16 protein-coding genes and 1 pseudogene are annotated in these 16,530 nt (G+C 57.8%); 10 read left to right on the top strand and 7 right to left on the bottom strand.

What is annotated here, in order from left to right:
• Positions 1 to 112 precede the first annotated feature (112 nt).
• The 3 genes from dxs to R3F50_00560 form a co-directional block, all read right to left on the bottom strand.
• Entirely contained in the window at positions 113 to 2,023 is a 1,911-nt protein-coding gene (gene dxs, locus R3F50_00570) for a 1-deoxy-D-xylulose-5-phosphate synthase (protein MEZ5488798.1), read from the bottom strand.
• Between the two features lie 23 nt (positions 2,024 to 2,046).
• Positions 2,047 to 2,955: a polyprenyl synthetase family protein gene (locus tag R3F50_00565; protein ID MEZ5488797.1), complete on the bottom strand. Its 909-nt coding sequence runs from the start codon at positions 2,953 to 2,955 to the stop codon at positions 2,047 to 2,049.
• A gap of 65 nt (positions 2,956 to 3,020) precedes the next feature.
• Positions 3,021 to 3,278, bottom strand: a complete 258-nt coding sequence (locus R3F50_00560; GenBank protein ID MEZ5488796.1) for an exodeoxyribonuclease VII small subunit — start codon at positions 3,276 to 3,278, stop codon at positions 3,021 to 3,023.
• 133 nt (positions 3,279 to 3,411) lie between these two features.
• Here R3F50_00560 and R3F50_00555 point away from each other — a divergent pair, with 133 nt between their 5' ends.
• From R3F50_00555 to R3F50_00520, 8 genes are all read left to right on the top strand, one after another.
• Complete coding sequence (locus R3F50_00555; protein ID MEZ5488795.1) at positions 3,412 to 4,233, top strand: hypothetical protein; 822 nt, start codon at positions 3,412 to 3,414, stop codon at positions 4,231 to 4,233.
• Positions 4,234 to 4,292: 59 nt separating this feature from the next.
• Positions 4,293 to 4,676, top strand: a complete 384-nt coding sequence (locus R3F50_00550; protein MEZ5488794.1) for an MAPEG family protein — start codon at positions 4,293 to 4,295, stop codon at positions 4,674 to 4,676.
• Positions 4,677 to 4,931: 255 nt separating this feature from the next.
• The gene (locus tag R3F50_00545; GenBank protein ID MEZ5488793.1) at positions 4,932 to 5,441 is read left to right on the top strand and encodes a MarR family winged helix-turn-helix transcriptional regulator; all 510 of its coding nucleotides are present in this window, start codon (positions 4,932 to 4,934) and stop codon (positions 5,439 to 5,441) included.
• Positions 5,442 to 5,568: 127 nt separating this feature from the next.
• Positions 5,569 to 7,269: a peptide ABC transporter substrate-binding protein gene (locus R3F50_00540; GenBank protein ID MEZ5488792.1), complete on the top strand. Its 1,701-nt coding sequence runs from the start codon at positions 5,569 to 5,571 to the stop codon at positions 7,267 to 7,269.
• A gap of 106 nt (positions 7,270 to 7,375) precedes the next feature.
• Positions 7,376 to 8,308, top strand: coding sequence for an ABC transporter permease (locus R3F50_00535; GenBank protein ID MEZ5488791.1), 933 nt, complete (start codon positions 7,376 to 7,378; stop codon positions 8,306 to 8,308).
• Entirely contained in the window at positions 8,308 to 9,675 is a 1,368-nt protein-coding gene (locus R3F50_00530) for an ABC transporter permease (protein MEZ5488790.1), read from the top strand. Before R3F50_00535 ends, R3F50_00530 begins: the two co-directional genes overlap by 1 nt.
• On the top strand, positions 9,672 to 10,721 hold the full coding sequence (locus tag R3F50_00525; protein MEZ5488789.1) for an ABC transporter ATP-binding protein: 1,050 nt from the start codon (positions 9,672 to 9,674) through the stop codon (positions 10,719 to 10,721). Before R3F50_00530 ends, R3F50_00525 begins: the two co-directional genes overlap by 4 nt.
• On the top strand, positions 10,718 to 11,674 hold the full coding sequence (locus tag R3F50_00520; protein ID MEZ5488788.1) for an ABC transporter ATP-binding protein: 957 nt from the start codon (positions 10,718 to 10,720) through the stop codon (positions 11,672 to 11,674). Before R3F50_00525 ends, R3F50_00520 begins: the two co-directional genes overlap by 4 nt.
• Positions 11,675 to 11,772: 98 nt before the next feature.
• Here R3F50_00520 and R3F50_00515 read toward each other — a convergent pair whose 3' ends face one another.
• The 4 genes from R3F50_00515 to R3F50_00500 all read right to left on the bottom strand — a co-directional run bounded on the left by R3F50_00515 (position 11,773) and on the right by R3F50_00500 (position 14,030).
• Positions 11,773 to 12,429: an OmpA family protein gene (locus R3F50_00515; protein MEZ5488787.1), complete on the bottom strand. Its 657-nt coding sequence runs from the start codon at positions 12,427 to 12,429 to the stop codon at positions 11,773 to 11,775.
• Positions 12,430 to 12,745: 316 nt separating this feature from the next.
• The gene (locus tag R3F50_00510) at positions 12,746 to 13,324 is read right to left on the bottom strand and encodes a GNAT family N-acetyltransferase (GenBank protein MEZ5488786.1); all 579 of its coding nucleotides are present in this window, start codon (positions 13,322 to 13,324) and stop codon (positions 12,746 to 12,748) included.
• Positions 13,325 to 13,428: 104 nt separating this feature from the next.
• Positions 13,429 to 13,719, bottom strand: coding sequence for a HigA family addiction module antitoxin (locus R3F50_00505; protein MEZ5488785.1), 291 nt, complete (start codon positions 13,717 to 13,719; stop codon positions 13,429 to 13,431).
• 20 nt (positions 13,720 to 13,739) lie between these two features.
• Positions 13,740 to 14,030, bottom strand: coding sequence for a type II toxin-antitoxin system RelE/ParE family toxin (locus R3F50_00500; protein ID MEZ5488784.1), 291 nt, complete (start codon positions 14,028 to 14,030; stop codon positions 13,740 to 13,742).
• Positions 14,031 to 14,366: 336 nt separating this feature from the next.
• Here R3F50_00500 and R3F50_00495 point away from each other — a divergent pair.
• Together R3F50_00495 and R3F50_00490 are read left to right on the top strand one after the other, a co-directional pair.
• Positions 14,367 to 15,295: pseudogene (locus R3F50_00495) on the top strand (integron integrase).
• A 233-nt stretch (positions 15,296 to 15,528) separates the two neighbouring features.
• Positions 15,529 to 16,488 (top strand): dienelactone hydrolase family protein, encoded by a 960-nt coding sequence (locus R3F50_00490; GenBank protein ID MEZ5488783.1) that lies wholly within the window; start codon positions 15,529 to 15,531, stop codon positions 16,486 to 16,488.
• The last annotated feature ends 42 nt before the right edge of the window (positions 16,489 to 16,530 follow it).

The raw sequence follows: 16,530 nt of genomic DNA, 5'->3' as shown, positions 1-16,530 counted from the left end.
GGTCGGGGTAATGGCCCGGGAAGGAAGCACTTTCCTGGGTTCAGGATGCAGGGCCAGGGATAGTGGCGCTTCTCCCTTCGTTCAGCTTCCTGCCAGCTGCATCCGCTTCAGTTCAGACGGCCTCGGACTGGATCTTGCACTGCCGCAGCTTGTCCTTGACGGCGCGCAGAATACCGGCGCTGTCCAGCCCCAGTTCCGAGAGCATTTCTGGCGCCCGACCGTGGCTGAGAAAACTGTCCGGCAGCCCCAGATTCAGAATCGGGATCTGGTAATTGGCGCGGGCCAGGAACTCGTTAACGGCCGAACCTGCACCACCCATCACTGTGTTTTCTTCCAGGGTGACGATCAACCGGTGCCCGGTGGCAAGATCACCAATCAGGCCTTCGTCCAGGGGTTTGACGAAGCGCATGTCTGCTACCGTGGCGTCCAGTTTTTCCGCGACTGCCAGAGCCGGTGTCACCAGGCTGCCGAATGCCAGCAGGGCGACGCCATGCCCTTTGCGCCGCAACACCGCTTTTCCGATCGTCACCCCTTGCAGGCCTGTGTCGATAGCACTGCCCGGGCCCTTGCCGCGGGGATAGCGCACGGCGGCGGGCCCCTGATGATGGAACCCCGTGTTCAGGAGCTTGCGGGTTTCATCCTCATCGCTGGGTGCCATGATGACCATATTGGGTATGCAGCGCAGGTAGGTAAGGTCGAAGCTGCCAGCATGGGTCGGACCGTCCTCGCCCACCAGTCCGGCGCGATCGATGGCAAACAGCACATTCAGGTTCTGGAGCGCCACGTCGTGTATCAGCTGGTCATAGCCGCGCTGCAGAAATGTCGAGTAGATGGCGACAACAGGTTTCAGCTTGTCGCAGGCCATGCCGGCTGCCAGGGTAACGGCGTGCTGCTCGGCGATTGCCACATCATGAAATCTTTCCGGGAAGTCGGCGGCAAACTGCTGCATGCCGGATCCCTCGCCCATGGCGGGGGTGATGGCCGTCAACAGGGGGTCTGCACTGGCCATGTCGCAAAGCCATTGCCCGAATACCTGGGAGTAGGTAGGCCTGGGCGGTTTGGCGGCCGGCTCAGAAGCTTTTGACGGGGCTATTTTACCAAGGGCATGCATGCCGAACGGGTCCTGTTCGGATTTGCTGTAGCCCTTGCCTTTCTGGGTAACGACATGAAGAAGCTGCGGGCCGCGCAGGGTTTTAACGTTCTCGAGTATCTCCACCAGTCCTTCGGTGTCATGGCCATCCACCAGGCCGATGTAATTGAAACCGATTTCCTCAAACAGAGTTCCCGGGGACACCATGCCCTTCATATATTCCTCGGCCCGGTGTGCCGCTTTCAGGGCAGGAGGTATCCTGGCCAGTACTTTCTTGCCACCGCTGCGGATCACGTTATAAGGCTTGCTGGCCCACATACGGGCAAAATAACTGGAAAGTCCGCCCACGGCATGGGAAATGGACATGTTGTTATCGTTCAGAATGACCAGCAGGTTGTCGTTGACGGCCCCGGCGTGATTGAGGGCCTCAAACGCCATCCCGGCCGACATGGCGCCATCACCGATGACCGCTATACAGTGCCGGTCGGTACGGGTCAGCCTGGCGGCGATGCGCATCCCGAGGGCGGCACTGATGGAAGTGCTGGAATGGCCTACGCCAAAGGCATCGAACTCACTCTCCTGGCGGGCCGGGAAAGGTGCCAGCCCGTCGGGCTGACGCATGGTCAGCATGCGCTCGCGGCGGCCGGTGAGGATTTTATGGGGGTAGGCCTGGTGTCCCACGTCCCAGATGAGCCGATCTGCAGGGGTGTCAAAAACGTAGTGCAGCGCGACAGTGAGCTCGACCACTCCCAGGCCGGCCCCAAAATGCCCACCGGTCTGGCCCACTGAGTAAAGCAGGAACGCGCGCAGCTCTGTGGCAAGCTGCTGCAGCTGGGATTCCTCAAGGGCTCTGACGTCCGCCGGGCAATCGATCTGGTCCAGTAACGGCGTATCCGGCCGTTCGGTGGGTATTTCCTCAAACATGGTCGTCATTATCTACGCTCCGGCCACCCTCATCAATGAACCCGTTCAACGATGTAGCGGGCCAGTTGCCGCAGCATTTCCGCTTCATCCCCAAACCCTGCCAGCGCCTGCACGGCCTGATCAGCGAGGCCGATGGCCTGTGAACGTGCCTCGTCCAGCCCTAACAGGGAGGTATAGGTTGGTTTATTCAAGGCCTGGTCAGAACCCTGGGGCTTGCCCAGCACCGCGGTTTCGCTGATCACATCAAGCACATCGTCCTGGATCTGGAAGGCCAGCCCGATGCGCCCGGCAAAGGTCAGCAGGGAGGCCATTCGTTCCGGTTCCAGTTGCGGGCTGGTCAGCGCGCCGAGTTCCACGCTGGCCGTAATAAGGGCACCGGTTTTCAGGGCATGCATGGCCTTTAGCTGTTCAATGTCCAACGTCTTGCCCGCGGCCTCAAAGTCCACGGCCTGTCCGGCAACCATGCCGTGGTAGCCGGCTGCCCGGGCAAGGACTCCGACCATGCGTAACTGTTGGGCCGGTGACAGGGTTGTTGGCCGCTCGTGTGAAAGGACCTCGAAGGCCAGCGTCAGCAGGGCGTCGCCCACCAGGATCGCGGTGGCTTCGCTATAGGCTTTGTGCACCGTGGGTTTGCCGCGGCGCAGATCATCGTTGTCCATGGCCGGGAGATCGTCGTGAACCAGCGAATAGCAATGCACCAGTTCGACGGCAATAGCCGGGAGATCACCCTGGGCGAGTTCGCAACCTGCGGCCTGGGCAGCACCGTAGACCAGCATCGGTCGCACGCGCTTACCACCATTGAGGCTGGCGTAGGCCATGGCTTCCTGCAATTGCGCCGTCAGCCCGTTCGACTCAAACAGGCTGCCGAGACCCGATTCTACGCGCTGCTGGCAGCGGGTGAAGAATTCCTTCAGGGTGTCGGATGTCAGGGGGCTTGTCATGTGGGTGGATTCTTATCTCAGTACGGCCGGCATGGTGACGCGATGCCAGGTTGGGGGGGAGGCGCTTAATCCTCGTCGTCGAATCCCAGCGGCTCGGTGGTGCCGGCATCGTCCAGCAGGGTCTGGACTTTCTGCTCGGCTTTTTCCAGTGCGGTCTGACATTCTCTGGTCAGTTTGACGCCTTTTTCGAATGCCTGCAGCGATTCTTCCAGGCTCAGTTCTCCTTCTTCCATGGCGCTGACCAGCGCCTCCAGCTGATCCAGTGCAGTCTCGAAGTCGAATTGCTGAGCGTCCTGGCTGTCGGTCGATTTCTTTGCGGCCACGTTGCGGTCTCCCCCCGGTTTCGTCAAGCGGGTAATTGTAACCTATTGGCGCTTATAGCCGCGACGGAATTGACCTTCTCTGGTGCCGGCTTTACCCTAGGGCACAATTTGATGCTGCCTCGAGGGGGCGCTTGTGGATCTGACGTCACTGGAAGAGCTGGAGCACAAGGACCGAAGGATCTGGTTCGGCCTTGCCGTAACCTTCATCTGGGTTCTGCTGGGCATTATCTACATTGCCAGAAATGTTGGCTGGTCGTCCTTTGCTGCGCTGCCCATCGACCAGATGGGCACTTTTCTGGAAGGCGCCTTCGCGCCACTGGCGTTTCTGTGGCTTGTGATCGGCCTGTTCATTCAGCAGACGGTGCTGGCCGAGAATAACCGCGAACTGCGTCGGACCAATTTGCAGTCCGAGAAGCAGACCCAGGCTATTGCAGCCACGGAACTCAATGCACGGCAGGAAACTTTCTTCAAGATTGCCGAGAATACCCGCAAGCAGCTGGGAGCCATCAGCGGCATGTTGTTTATCTCCAGCCAGGGGCCGGCCGGTGACGAGAACTATTCGACTGAGGAGATCAACGAACTCTGGCAACAATATGCAGCGGGCGACTACGAGGTGTTTTCCCGCCGCTTTCTCATTATTTCTGCTGAGCCGGGCATTTCCATGGAAGATCTGTTGTACGGAACTGAAATTCGTCAGCGCCACAGTAACAACTTCATCGTCGGTTTTGACCGGTTGCTGAACCTGGCCAGTGGCTGCGATACCGACCACATTATCCAGGATGCACTGATATTTTCTGCCCATGGCCTGCTGAACAACCGTATGCGTGAGCTGCATCCCACGGTTAAGTTCAAACCTCTGGAAACAACCGATTCAGCAACCTATCTGCAGCAGGTCGTCGAGCTGGATACCCGGAAAAGCAGTCCGGGCGAAACTGTAAGGTCCGCCGCCCCCTGATATTACAGCCGCAAAAATTACTAACTGCAGGCCAGTCCTGCGATTGAGAGGATACAAAAATGGAAGCTGTTTACATCGTCATCGTTCTGGCACTGATCCAGTATTTTTTCTTCGGTATGCTGGTGGGGCGGGCAAGGATGAAATACAACGTTCCGGCGCCTGCCACCAGCGGTGACCCGATGTTCGAAAGGTATAACCGCGTGCACCAGAATACCCAGGAGAGTCTGCTGCTCTTCCTTCCCGGGATCGTGATATTCAGCCTCTTCAGCAGCCCAAGCATCGCGGCAGGTCTGGGGTTCGTCTGGATTATCGGGCGGTTCATTTACCTGCGCGCCTACACCAAAGAGCCAAAGTCCCGTGGTCTTGGCTTCGCCTTGACAGCGTTGCCGAGTCTGGTCCTGCTGATCGGCGGGTTGGTGGGGGCTGTCCGCTCGCTGCTCTAGTGCTCGGTAAATTTACAGAGCACTGACCTCTTCTCAAAGTAACAATTTGTTGCTTGTGTGCGAAAGTGGATCAGTAGACACTTTCCCTGCCTGGAGATCAGACCCCCTGCGGGGCTCTCAGAATCCTCTGCATGCTGGTAGTTCCAGTGTAATAAGCAAAGTGGTCTATTGCATGACGGCTGTCGTAGATATTGACGCAGCTTTATCCGAGAACGACTGTTAGACGTTAAGAGGTTTACTCAAATGGATCAGGGCGTGTCCTCCACATCTCAACAGATTGTCGCCTCCCTCAGACGCATCACCAGATCGATGGACCTGCACTCCCGGTCGCTTGTGCAAAGCCATGGGCTGACGGGGCCACAGGCCACACTTTTAAATGCCCTCAGGCAGGGCTCCATGTCGGCGGGCGATCTGGCTAACCGGATTAACCTGAGCCAGGGTACCGTCACCGACATCCTGATCCGGCTGGAAGGCCGGGGACTGGTGTCGCGAGCGCGGGATAGTGCCGACAAGCGGCGTGTGAACGTTACTCTCACCGATCTGGGCGAGGAGGTTCTCAAAAGCTCTTTGCCCGATATGCAGGCCCTGCTGACTGAACGGTTGGGAGAGCTGCCGGAGTGGGAGCAGTCGCAACTGCTGTCGGCACTGCAGCGGGTGGCGCACATGATGGAAGGAGAGGGTGCATTCGAGGATCGGGTGCGCTCAAAAAAGGGATTATCCCCGACTGAAAAGCCGGGGGCAGCGGTAACCGCCAACGCGGCCTGAGCCCGGCAACCCGGCCCCCCATTCGTATCGTCGATTCAGTCGAACGGCGGTCTCGCTTCGTATCGACTCTGCCTGTTGGCTGCGGTATGCTCCAGCACATTCTGTCCTTACTTATTTCAGGGTGGTCATGACCGGAAGACCGGAAATTCAGCCAGCCGGGCAAAATTTTACCCGCAGTGCCGGCAGACAACTGGCGCTCTATGCTGTCTACGCGGCCCTGGGCTTATTCGCTCTTATCTACCTGCTGTCGCTGATTTCGGGAGCGACGGGCAGCTCGGTCAGCGGTTCGGCTGTCGATGTTGAGAACAACAGTATAACGATTGCCCTGCGGGAAGAACCACCGCAACTTGACAGCAGCCGGGCTACCGACGCCGCCAGCTTCGTGGTGATTGCCCATACTATGGAAGGGCTGATCGCCTACGATGATACCAGCCAGCTGGTACCGGGTGTGGCCGAGCGCTGGGAAATCCGGGAGGACGGCGCCACCTTCTGGCTTCGGGAAAATGCCCGCTGGAGCGATGGAAAACCGGTCACCGCCCACGATTTTGTTTTTTCCTGGCGACGGGTAGTCGACCCTGCAACCGGCGCCGAGTATGCCTTCATTCTTTATCCGGTCAAGAATGCCGAAGCGATCAATAACGGTGAGCTGCCGGTGTCCTTCCTTGGTGTAGAAGCAGTGGATGACTTCACCCTCGAAGTCGAGTTTGAGCAACCCACGCCCTATTTCGAAAAGCTGGCGGCGTTCAATACTTACTACCCGATCCGGGAGGATTTCTTCAACAGCACCAACGGGCGCTTCGGTGCAGATGCTGACATGCTGTTGTACAACGGGCCGTACGTCGTCACCGAATGGGTGCATAATGCCTCCATGCGCTGGGAGAAAAATCCCTACTACTGGAGCGACCAGAAGGGCCACCTGGATGCCATTAACGTGGGCTATATCACCCAGGACGTCAACGCCAAGCTGAATCTGTTCAGGGATGGTCAGATAGTCGATACACACCTGGTGGCGCCGATGCTGCCCAGTGCCATGGAACAGCGCTGGCAGATTCAGCTGTTCATGGAGGGCACGGTCTTTTTTCTTGAATTCAACCACCGGCAAGGGCGGCTTACCGACAATGTTCATCTGCGCAAGGCCCTGCAACTCGCCCAGGATCCGTCGGAGCTGGTTTACAAGGCACTCAAGGAGGCCAGTTACCTGCCCGCACCGAGCCTGTTCCCGGAATTTATCCGCGGCGTAAACGGGCCGTTCCGTAAAGAATACCCACCACCCGAGCACCGAATGGATCTGGCGGCTGCCCGCCGGCACCTGGAGATGGCAAGGCAGGAGCTGGGTATCGAAGAGTTTCCGCCATTGGTGCTGTTGACCGGTGATACGCCGGTTGCGCTGGTGGCCGCCGAGTACTACCAGGCTCTGTATAAGAAGCACCTGGGGCTGGACATTCTGATTGACGCCCAGATTTTCAAACAACGGCTGGCGAAGATGACCTCCGGTGATTTCGATCTGGTACTGGCGGGCTGGGGGCCGGACTACGATGACGCGCTCACTTTCGGTGACCTGTTCGCCTCCTGGAATCTGAACAACAGGGGGCGCTATAACAATCCAAGGATGGATGACCTGATCCGGACGGCACAGTCGTCCCTCGATGCCAGGGCGCGAATGGATGCGTTCGGCGCAATTCAACAACTGCTCTATGACGATGCCGTCATTATTCCCATGTATGAGCGGGGATGGTCCTTTGTCGTGGATCCGCGCCTGAAAGGCTTCAAGCGTCGATCAATCGGCCCGGAGGTTGACTACAACTATGCCTATATTGACGTGGACTAAGAGTAGCGATTGCCGTTACGGACGCCCGGGAAACCCTGGTGGCGGTCAGCGTATGGCGGCATTACTCAAGCGCTTCCTGATGGATTCATAGAGAGTATCCCGGTTCATGTGGTTGTATATCCTCAAGCGACTCGCCCAGGGCGTCATTACGGTGTGGTTTATCGCCACGGCGACGTTCTTCGCCATGCACAATGTGCCTGGCGACCCCTTGTTGAACGATCGGGCAGTAACGGAATCCATTCGCGCCAACCTGGAGGCCAAGTATGGCCTCGATCAGCCTTTGACGAAGCAATACACCATTTATCTGGGTAATCTGCTGCGGGGGGACTTCGGCATTTCCTTTACTCAGGAGAATCGCGAGGTAAATGACATCATTCGTCAGCATTTCCCCATCTCCGCGATACTGGGGATACTGGCGGTGGTGTTCGCGGCGGTCGGTGGTGTGCTCTGGGGCGCACTGACATCGCTGTACCGGAACCGCTGGCCGGACTATGTGATCATGTTTCTGGTTATCCTGGGTATTTCAGTACCCAGCTTCGTTATCGCGGCGCTGAGTCAGCTGGCGCTGGTCAATCTTAACAGCCTGTTCGGCAGGACTCTGTTGCCGGTAGCGGGCTGGGGCAGTGTCGCGCACATGCTGGTTCCTGCCCTGGTGCTGGGGCTGGGCACCATGGCCTACCTGACACGGCTGATGCGCTCCTCCATGCTGGAAGTGATCAGTTCCGACTATGTGCGCACCGCCAAGGCCAAGGGCCTGCCGGCCACCCGGATATTCAGCCGCCACCAGCTGCGCAACGCCATCCTGCCGGTAGTCACGGTGCTGGGGCCGGCGATTGCGGCGATCACCACGGGCGGCTTCGTGGTGGAGCTGGTCTTTGCGATTCCCGGCCTGGGGCGATTTTTTGTCGAGGCAGTCCAGCAGCTGGACTATACCGTCATTATGGGCACAACGGTTTTTTACGGTGCGTTCCTGGTGTTCATGGTGATCGTTGTCGACGTGCTGTACGGGCTCATCGACCCGCGGGTGAGGTTGCAATAATGACAGACCTGACCGCAGCCGATTTTTTCCCGCTGGCATCCACTGGCGCCAGGCACGGTATCAGCCGACCCTCACTTTCCTACTGGCAGGATGCCTGGATACGCCTGAAGGCCAATCGCCGGGCGCTGACCTCGCTGTATATTGTCGTGGCCCTGTTGTTGTTTACGGTGGCAGGTCCCTGGCTATGGCAGGTCGATCCGAGTGTGCAGGATCTGGATCAGATCAGTCAGCCACCTGGCACCGACCGCCGGGCGATCATAGTTGATGACTATCAGCCCTGGTACGGAGAGACTGAGCGCACTGATGTCAGCGGTCTGCATCTTGCCCAGCCAGCCACCACGCAGGTGGTGAGACTGGTCTGGGACGGGCTGCCGGGGGCCACCGGCCACCGGGTTTACCGGAACCTGTTTCCGGTCGGACCGGAGCTGGCATTCGGGGTTCCACTGGCCGAGTTCTACGACAACGAGACGCTGTACTTCGAAGACCGGCTGGATCTGCGCCCGGGCCGCTACTACTACTCGGTAGTGGCCATGGATCCACTGGGGCAGGTTGCCGATGCCTTCGAAACCATCGAGGTTCAGTTGCTGCGCGTCACAACCCGGGAAGAAGCCGTACAGCGGGGGCTGATTGATGCCGCCAGCGCTGTCGGTGTTGGCGATCAGGTGCTGCTGGATCTGCATCCGCTGGGTACCGACTACCTGGGCCGGGATATGCTGGCCAGGTTGATGGCCGGGGCCCGCGTGTCACTCTTTATCGGTATCGGTGCCCCACTACTTTTTGTCCTGTTCGGTATGGCTTATGGGAGTATGGCCGGGTTTCTGGGTGGTCGTGTCGATTCGGCCATGATGCGGTTCGCCGATTTTGTCGTGGCGTTACCGTTTCTGCTGTTTATGATTCTCTTCAAAATTGCTTTCGGGATCGGGCCAGGGGAGAGCGGGGTGTTTCCCATGCTGGTTGCCCTGGTCTTGCTCATGTGGCCCGCTACAGCGCGGCTGGTACGCGGGCAGATCCTGCAGATCCGCGAACAGGGCTATATTGCTGCCTCCAGGCTGCTGGGCGCAGGCACTTTCTACCTGGTCCTGCGGCACATGATCCCCAATACGCTGGGTGTCGTGCTGGTCACGCTGACGTTTGCCATTCCCAGTGCTATTTTCACGGAGGCGTTTCTGTCATTTATCGGCATGGGGGTCGCACCGCCGACCCCCTCCTGGGGGAGCATGTCCAACGAGGGTATCAAGACCATGTTGACTCATCCCCATGAACTGATTCTTCCCGCGCTGTTTATCAGTGTTACGGTGCTGGCTTTTAATCTGCTGGGAGACGGTCTGCGCGACGCGCTGGATGCGCGGATGAGGAACCAGGAATGAGCGGTAATGGTGAAGCAGCGCCGGCCCAGCCGATTCTGCTGGAAGTGGAAGATCTGACTGTCGAGTTTGATACCTACGGCGGGACCGTTCAGGCGGTTCGCGGTGTCAGCTTCAATGTCGGTGCTGGCGAGACGCTCGCCCTCGTCGGGGAATCCGGATGCGGCAAATCGGTCACTGTCCAGAGCATGATGGGACTGACGCCAATACCGCCCGGCCGTATCACTGCCGGCTCGGCGCGCCTCAGAGGCGCAGAAATTCTGGGTGCCACCATCGTGGAAGGCCGGGAAATCCGCGGTTCCCAGATTGGTATGATTTTTCAGGATCCCATGACCTCGCTGAACCCCACCATGACTATCGGCGACCAGATTGCTGAGCCTCTGCGGGTACACCGGGGGTTCAGTTACCGACAGGCTTTCAGCCGGGCCATCGAGCTGCTGGAGCTGACCAGAATTCCAGAAGCTGCCAGGCGCGCCCGTCAGTACCCGTTTGAATTCTCCGGCGGCATGTTGCAAAGGGCCATGATCGCCATGGCGATCGCCTGCAAACCGGCAATCCTGATTGCCGATGAGCCCACCACGGCACTGGACGTCACAATTCAGGCTCAGATATTAGACCTGTTGCAGGACCTGCAGCAGGAAACCGGCATGGCGATTATTCTGATTACCCATGATCTGGGTGTGGTGGCGCGCATGGCTGACGAGGTGGCGGTTATGTATGCCGGTCGGATTGTCGAACACGGTAGTGTCGACGACGTGTTCTACCGTTCAGCTCACCCCTACACCGTGGGGCTGAGGGCAGCCATGCCTAACAATGACCCCGCCAGGCAGCATCGGCTGGAGCCTATCGAGGGATCACCGCCGGATCTTTTTTCACCGCCGTCCGGCTGCGGTTATGCGGTCCGTTGCCCTCATGCCATGCAGGTGTGCCAGCAGCGACCGCCGGATGATTTTTTCTTGCTGGGCGAGCACTTCAGCCGCTGCTGGCTGCATCACTCGGAGGCGCCGGAAAGACCGGCGGGCCTGTTCTTCAGGGAGAGCGGGAGATGACGGTACTGGTGGAAACCGGCAACTTGACCAAGCATTTTAAAATTGGTCGCAATCAGGTTGTGCATGCGGTTGATGATCTGTCATTGGCTATCGCTGAACGGGAGGTCGTGGGCCTGGTGGGTGAGAGCGGGTCAGGCAAGTCTACGTTCGGCAAGACCCTGCTTGGTCTGTATGACAAGACTGGTGGGTCCGTTACTTACAGGGGGGAGGTGCTGCCGCAGAAATACCAGCCGCGGGATTTTCAGCGCCTGGCCGCAAAGATGCAGATGATCTTTCAGGATCCTTATTCATCGCTCAATCCGCGGATGACGGTGGGGGAGATTATTGGCGAGGGACTGCGCGTGCACAGTCGGGAGACCAGCACGATAATCCGCGAACGGGTTGCCCAGTGGCTGGAGCAGGTAGGCCTGAATGCCGATCACATGTCCCGCTATCCGCACGAATTTTCCGGCGGACAGCGTCAGCGAATTGGCATTGCCCGGGCCATGATTCTTGAACCGGAATTCGTGGTGTGCGACGAACCGATCTCAGCCCTGGATGTTTCAGTCCAGGCCCAGGTCATCAATCTGCTGAGTGAGTTGAAAAACCGCATGGGATTGACGCTGCTGTTTATCGCTCATGATTTATCCATGGTCAGGTACGTGAGCGATCGTATGGCTGTGATGTACCTGGGCTCCATGGTGGAACTGGGTCCGGCAGATCAGGTCTACTTTCAGCCCAGACATCCGTATACGGAAATACTGGTCAGTTCCAATCCGGAACCGGACCCCCGGATCGAGCGTCAACGTCAGTCCACCGCTATCAGTGGCGAAATCCCCAGCCCGGTCAATGTTCCGGCAGGGTGTCGGTTTGCCAATCGCTGCCCCAAAGTCATGGAGATATGTCGGCGGGAAACACCACAGCTGCTGCCGCTGAAAGAGGTGGATCGCCAGGTTGCCTGCCATCTGTATTGAGCCAGGGGCTAGAGTGCCCCAGCCGTGCGGGACACCCGGCTCGTTTTTCGAGGCAATGGCATCTTAAGGCGAGCCCGCCGGCCCAGCTTGAAGTGTCCCTAGGGCTGTACGGCTACAATTTCCAGTTCCACCCGTCGATTCTGTGCCCGACCGGCGTCGGTGTCATTGCTGGCAACAGGCTGGTCAGGGCCTACTCCCTGGGTAATGACACGGTTCTGATCGATTCCCCTGGCAGCCAGGTAATTGCCTACGCTCTGGGCCCGACGGTCGGACAGGCCATAGTTGTAATCAGCCGACCCGGTAGAATCCGTATGGCCGGTTACGCGGATCCGGGTGTCGGTATACTTGAACAGAACTTCCGAAACAGAGTCCAGTACTGGAAAAAAAGATTCTCTGATAGTGTACTCATTGGTGGGGAAAGTCACGTTGCCCGGCATCACCAGTTCCAACTGGTCGCCCTCACGCACAACCTGAACGCCGGAGCCAGCCAATTGTTCACGCATTTCCCGTTCCTGGGCGTCCATATAGGCACCGACACCGGCGCCGATGGCCCCGCAACCGAGTGCTGCATTACGGGCCCGCTGGCCACTCTCGGCAGCCCCGATAAGCCCGCAGACCACGGCCCCGGCGGCGCCGTATTGAACGGTGCGGCTGGTTTGCTGTTGACCCGTGTAGGGATTGATAGTTGTGCAGCCGCTGACCAGGAGAGCCAGCGTCAGGGCGGCAGTGGTCTGTAACGGGAAGTCGAATTTCATGGTGGTTTTCTCTTGGGTGGTTCACTGGTTCCGATGGTGTTCATTCGAGACCGTAGATCCGCGAGTTGTATTGCAGACCCGGGTGTCCGGGTATCTGTCTGGCGTACCGGTGATACTGCAAATGTGACATGCTGTTCGAAGTCAGGCCCAGGCCGCTTGTCGGGTTCTGTACCCTGGGCTGAAGATCACTGGCAATCTGCCAACCACACAATTGAGCGATACCGGTAGTAGGTATTAAGGATACTTCCCGGCATTTCCATCGCGACGGGTATCGTTGTTCCGGAAGTGTTGCCTGCATCTAATTTTTACACACGCATTATCCCATTGTCTGTTTCTGTTGGTTTGGCGATAGTGCGCACCACCTTTCGCGCGGCATTCTATACAGGCAATGCTCCCTTAAATGACGGGGTTCCGATACGCCTGGATGCAGGAAAGTCTCACCTGAATTGATCATATTCAGCCGCTCCATTACCGCGCGGGATTGCTGATTGCTCACAACCGCGAATGACACGATTTCCTGCAATTCAAGCTCTTCAAACCCGACCTTGAGGGCCGCTATAGCGCCTTCCGTAGCATATCCCTGCCCCCAGAATGGCCTGGCAAGCCGCCAAAGTACCTCGACGCAGGGTGAGCAAGGCAGATCCGCACCTGGAATATTGAGACCGACAATGCCGATGAATTCTTGAGCTCCCAACAACTCAACAGCCCAGACTCCCCAGCCTCTTTCCGCAAGCAGCGCCTCGCACTTTTCTGCAAGAGCATCGCTTTCAGATCCGCTTAACGTGTTCGGGAAATACTTCATGACCTGAGGATCTGCAGACATGGCGGCAAAAGCACCACGATCGCTGGCTTTCCACCGTCGAAGTTGAAGACGCTCAGTTCTCGGCTCGAACATCTGAATCCTGCTCAACGGGGTACCCTTATGACGTTCGAGTTACATAGCACTTCAAAAACCGGCGAGGCTTACCGCGTCCGGCGCCGAAGCCACGTAGTTGATTGTTATGCGCTTACCCTTGCCAGCGGCTCTATGTGAAAATCAGGGCGATTAACAGATAAATCATAAGTGGCCTGCAAATTTAGCCAAAATTCTGGTGAAGTTTTTAGGGCCTCACTTAGAAGCCAAGCGGTTTCAGGCGTTACGCCTCGTTTGCCCCGGACAATTTCGTTAATTCTTTGCACGGGCACTCCCAAGTGTTCGGCAAGTGCCGTTTGAGATTGCCCAAGTGGCTCCAAAAATTCTTTAAGAAGTATCACCCCAGGGTGGGTGCTTGCTCGATTTGTTGGAATCATGAAATCTATAACCTATTGGACTATTGGTAGTCGATTATTTGTACATCAAAAGCTTCTGAACCTTGCCACCTAAAGACTATTCGCCATTGCTTATTAATTCGAATGCTATAAAAACCAGCGAGATCACCTTTCAGTGCTTCAAGTCGGTTGCCAGGTGGGGAGCGTAGTTCTTTTAATGCAACTACGGCATTAAGCGTATCCAGTTTGTAGAGCGCGAATTCCCTCACCTCTGGAGGCAATCGCCTTACCTTGGCACTAGAAATGCCATTGTAGAGGTCTTCCGTGATTCGATCGCCAAATGACTTGATCATTTGTAGAGATTAACGGATACACGGTAGCCATGCAAATTATTTTTGGGTGCGGTAGTCACGAGGCGCGTAACGCCCTTGCTCAATGGACAAAGCCCGCTGGCGTGATCTTTGCGCAAGCAAAGGGCATGACAGCGGCCTTTTTAACATATTAGTGAGGTGGCTCTTTAATTTCTATTCTGATCTGGGCTCATATCATAACTGACTGATTTATCGCTATGTTCAGGGGCGGAATTTTACGGGCTAGCGTTTAAAGAGCTTCTGGCCTTATAACTGGCAGCTTTGGATTTCTGGTCTATTCTTTTTCAAGTAGAAAATGCTCGCAATGGATGCCAGGCTATGTCTCCCTCGCCCTTCATGCAGGCGCTGCTTGAACAATTGATCACGCGGCGCTATAGCAAGCGTACGATTGATTCCTATCTCTACTGGGTGCGGTACTACATCCGTTTCCACGGTAAACGCCATCCTGCGGAGATGGGGGCCGAGGAGGTGATGTCATTTTTGACATTCCTTTCCCTAGCGCTGCCCCTGGGTAGTCTTGGCGAACTTAACAGGTCTGTGCAGCAGCGAGAACTGCCAGTGGTGTTGACCCGGGAGGAGGTCCGCCGGCTGTTGGAGAGGTTACGTGGCAGCCAGTGGCTGCTGGCGTCCTTGCTCTATGGTTCCGGGCTGCGGCGTATTGAGGCGGTTCGGTTGCGCGTCAAGGATGTGGATTTCGATCATCTGCAATTGCGGATCTGGGTCGGAATGGGCAATAAACACCGTATCACGACTCTGGCGCCGGAACTCTTGCCGGCGCTGAAACGACAAGTGGAGAACCGCGCGCTCCTGGATGAGCAGGACCTGGACAGCGAAGGCTATACCGGTGTCTGGTTACCCCATGCGCTGGGTCCGAAGTATCCCGCCGCCAATCGCCAGCTCGGCAGGCACTATCTCTTCCCATCCTCTTCCCATCAACCCGCCTGAGTCTTGAACCGGGTGCCATAAATTTGCGGCGCCACCATGTGGATGAGTCGTCCATCAACTAGATACGCAAGCGGGCCGCGGCTACAGCGGGCATTGAGACGGATGTCACCTGTCATACCCTGCGGCACTCTTTTGCGACTCATCGGCTGGAAAATGGCACCGACATCCGCACCGTGCAGGAGCAGCTGGGGCACAGTGATATGAAGACTACCGAGCTTTATACTCATGTGTTGCGTCGGGGTGGAAGAGGGGTTATCAGTCCTTTGAGGCATTTACTGGCGGATGGGCGAGAGGGTGGCTGAAACGGCCTGGTCGGGGTTTTAATGCGTGTGTCGGTCCGGGGATAGTCTGTGGCTGCCCTGGCAGCCCGACCGATCCATGCCTGTCAACACCTCATCGGCGCGAATAATCGATTAGTCACCCGATTCCGGGGTGGCGAAATTTCGTAGCCCGCGCTTCCTGCCCGGTGCGCGGGATGCTATTGTTTCAAACCAGCCCAGAACAGAACTAAACAGAAGAATACAGGGGAAACACCATGTCATCGAAGAAACAGCCAGAAAAGGGAATCGCCTCAACTCCAGGGTCGTTGAAAGAGCGCCGCACGCTTCCTGCCGAAGCCATCGAAATATACAACCGCTACATTCATGACGAAATCAGTCGCCGCGAATTTCTTCGGGGCGTGCAGAAGTTCGCCGTGGCGGGCCTTACTGCCGGCGCCATCGTGGAGGCGTTGATGCCGAACTACGCGATGGGGCAGCAGATAGCGCGGGATGACGAGCGCATCCGCGCCGACTACGTGACGGTACCGTCACCCCAGGGCAGCGGTTATATCCGCGGTTATCTGGTGCGGCCCTTCAGTGCCGACAGCCGCAGCGAATCGCCGGCCCGGCTGCCGGGCATTGTCGTCGTGCATGAAAACCGCGGCCTGAATCCCCACACCGAAGACGTCGCCCGTCGCTTTGCCCTGGCCAACTTCATGGCGTTTGCGCCCGACGTGCTTTCTCCCCTGGGCGGCTACCCTGGTGATGATTTTCAGGGTGGCCAGCTGTTCCGGGAAATTCCCAACGAGCAGAAGTTTGAAGACATCGTGGCCTGCGCCCTGTGGCTGAAAAACCGCGCCGACTGCACCGGCAGGATCGGTGTCACCGGCTTCTGTTACGGCGGTGGCATCTCCAATCAGCTGGCGGTGCGACTGGGTGACGACCTGGCCGCCGCAGTACCGTTCTACGGTGGCGCGGTGGCTGCGGCCGATGTGCCCAGCATTAAAGCTGCCGTTCTCGTGCAGCACGGCGCGCTGGATACGCGGCTGGTGGATGCCTGGCCGGCTTATGAAGCGGCGCTGCGGGCCAACAATGTCACCCATGAGGGGCACATCTATCCCGACGCCCTGCACGGTTTCTTCAACGACGCCACGCCGGAGCGTTACAACGAGGCGGCGGCGACCGAAGCATGGACGCTCACTATAGACTGGTTCAATCGTTATGTAAGGGGGTAGCGGGCGCAAGGGAAAGAAGTCACCCCGGGGCAGGGCAGCGGG

Source organism: Gammaproteobacteria bacterium, from assembly GCA_041395725.1.
Classification (GTDB): Bacteria; Pseudomonadota; Gammaproteobacteria; order Pseudomonadales; family Pseudohongiellaceae; genus NORP240.
The sequence above is the reverse complement of the archived record's forward strand: the minus strand, read 5'-3'. Positions and strand labels throughout refer to the sequence as shown.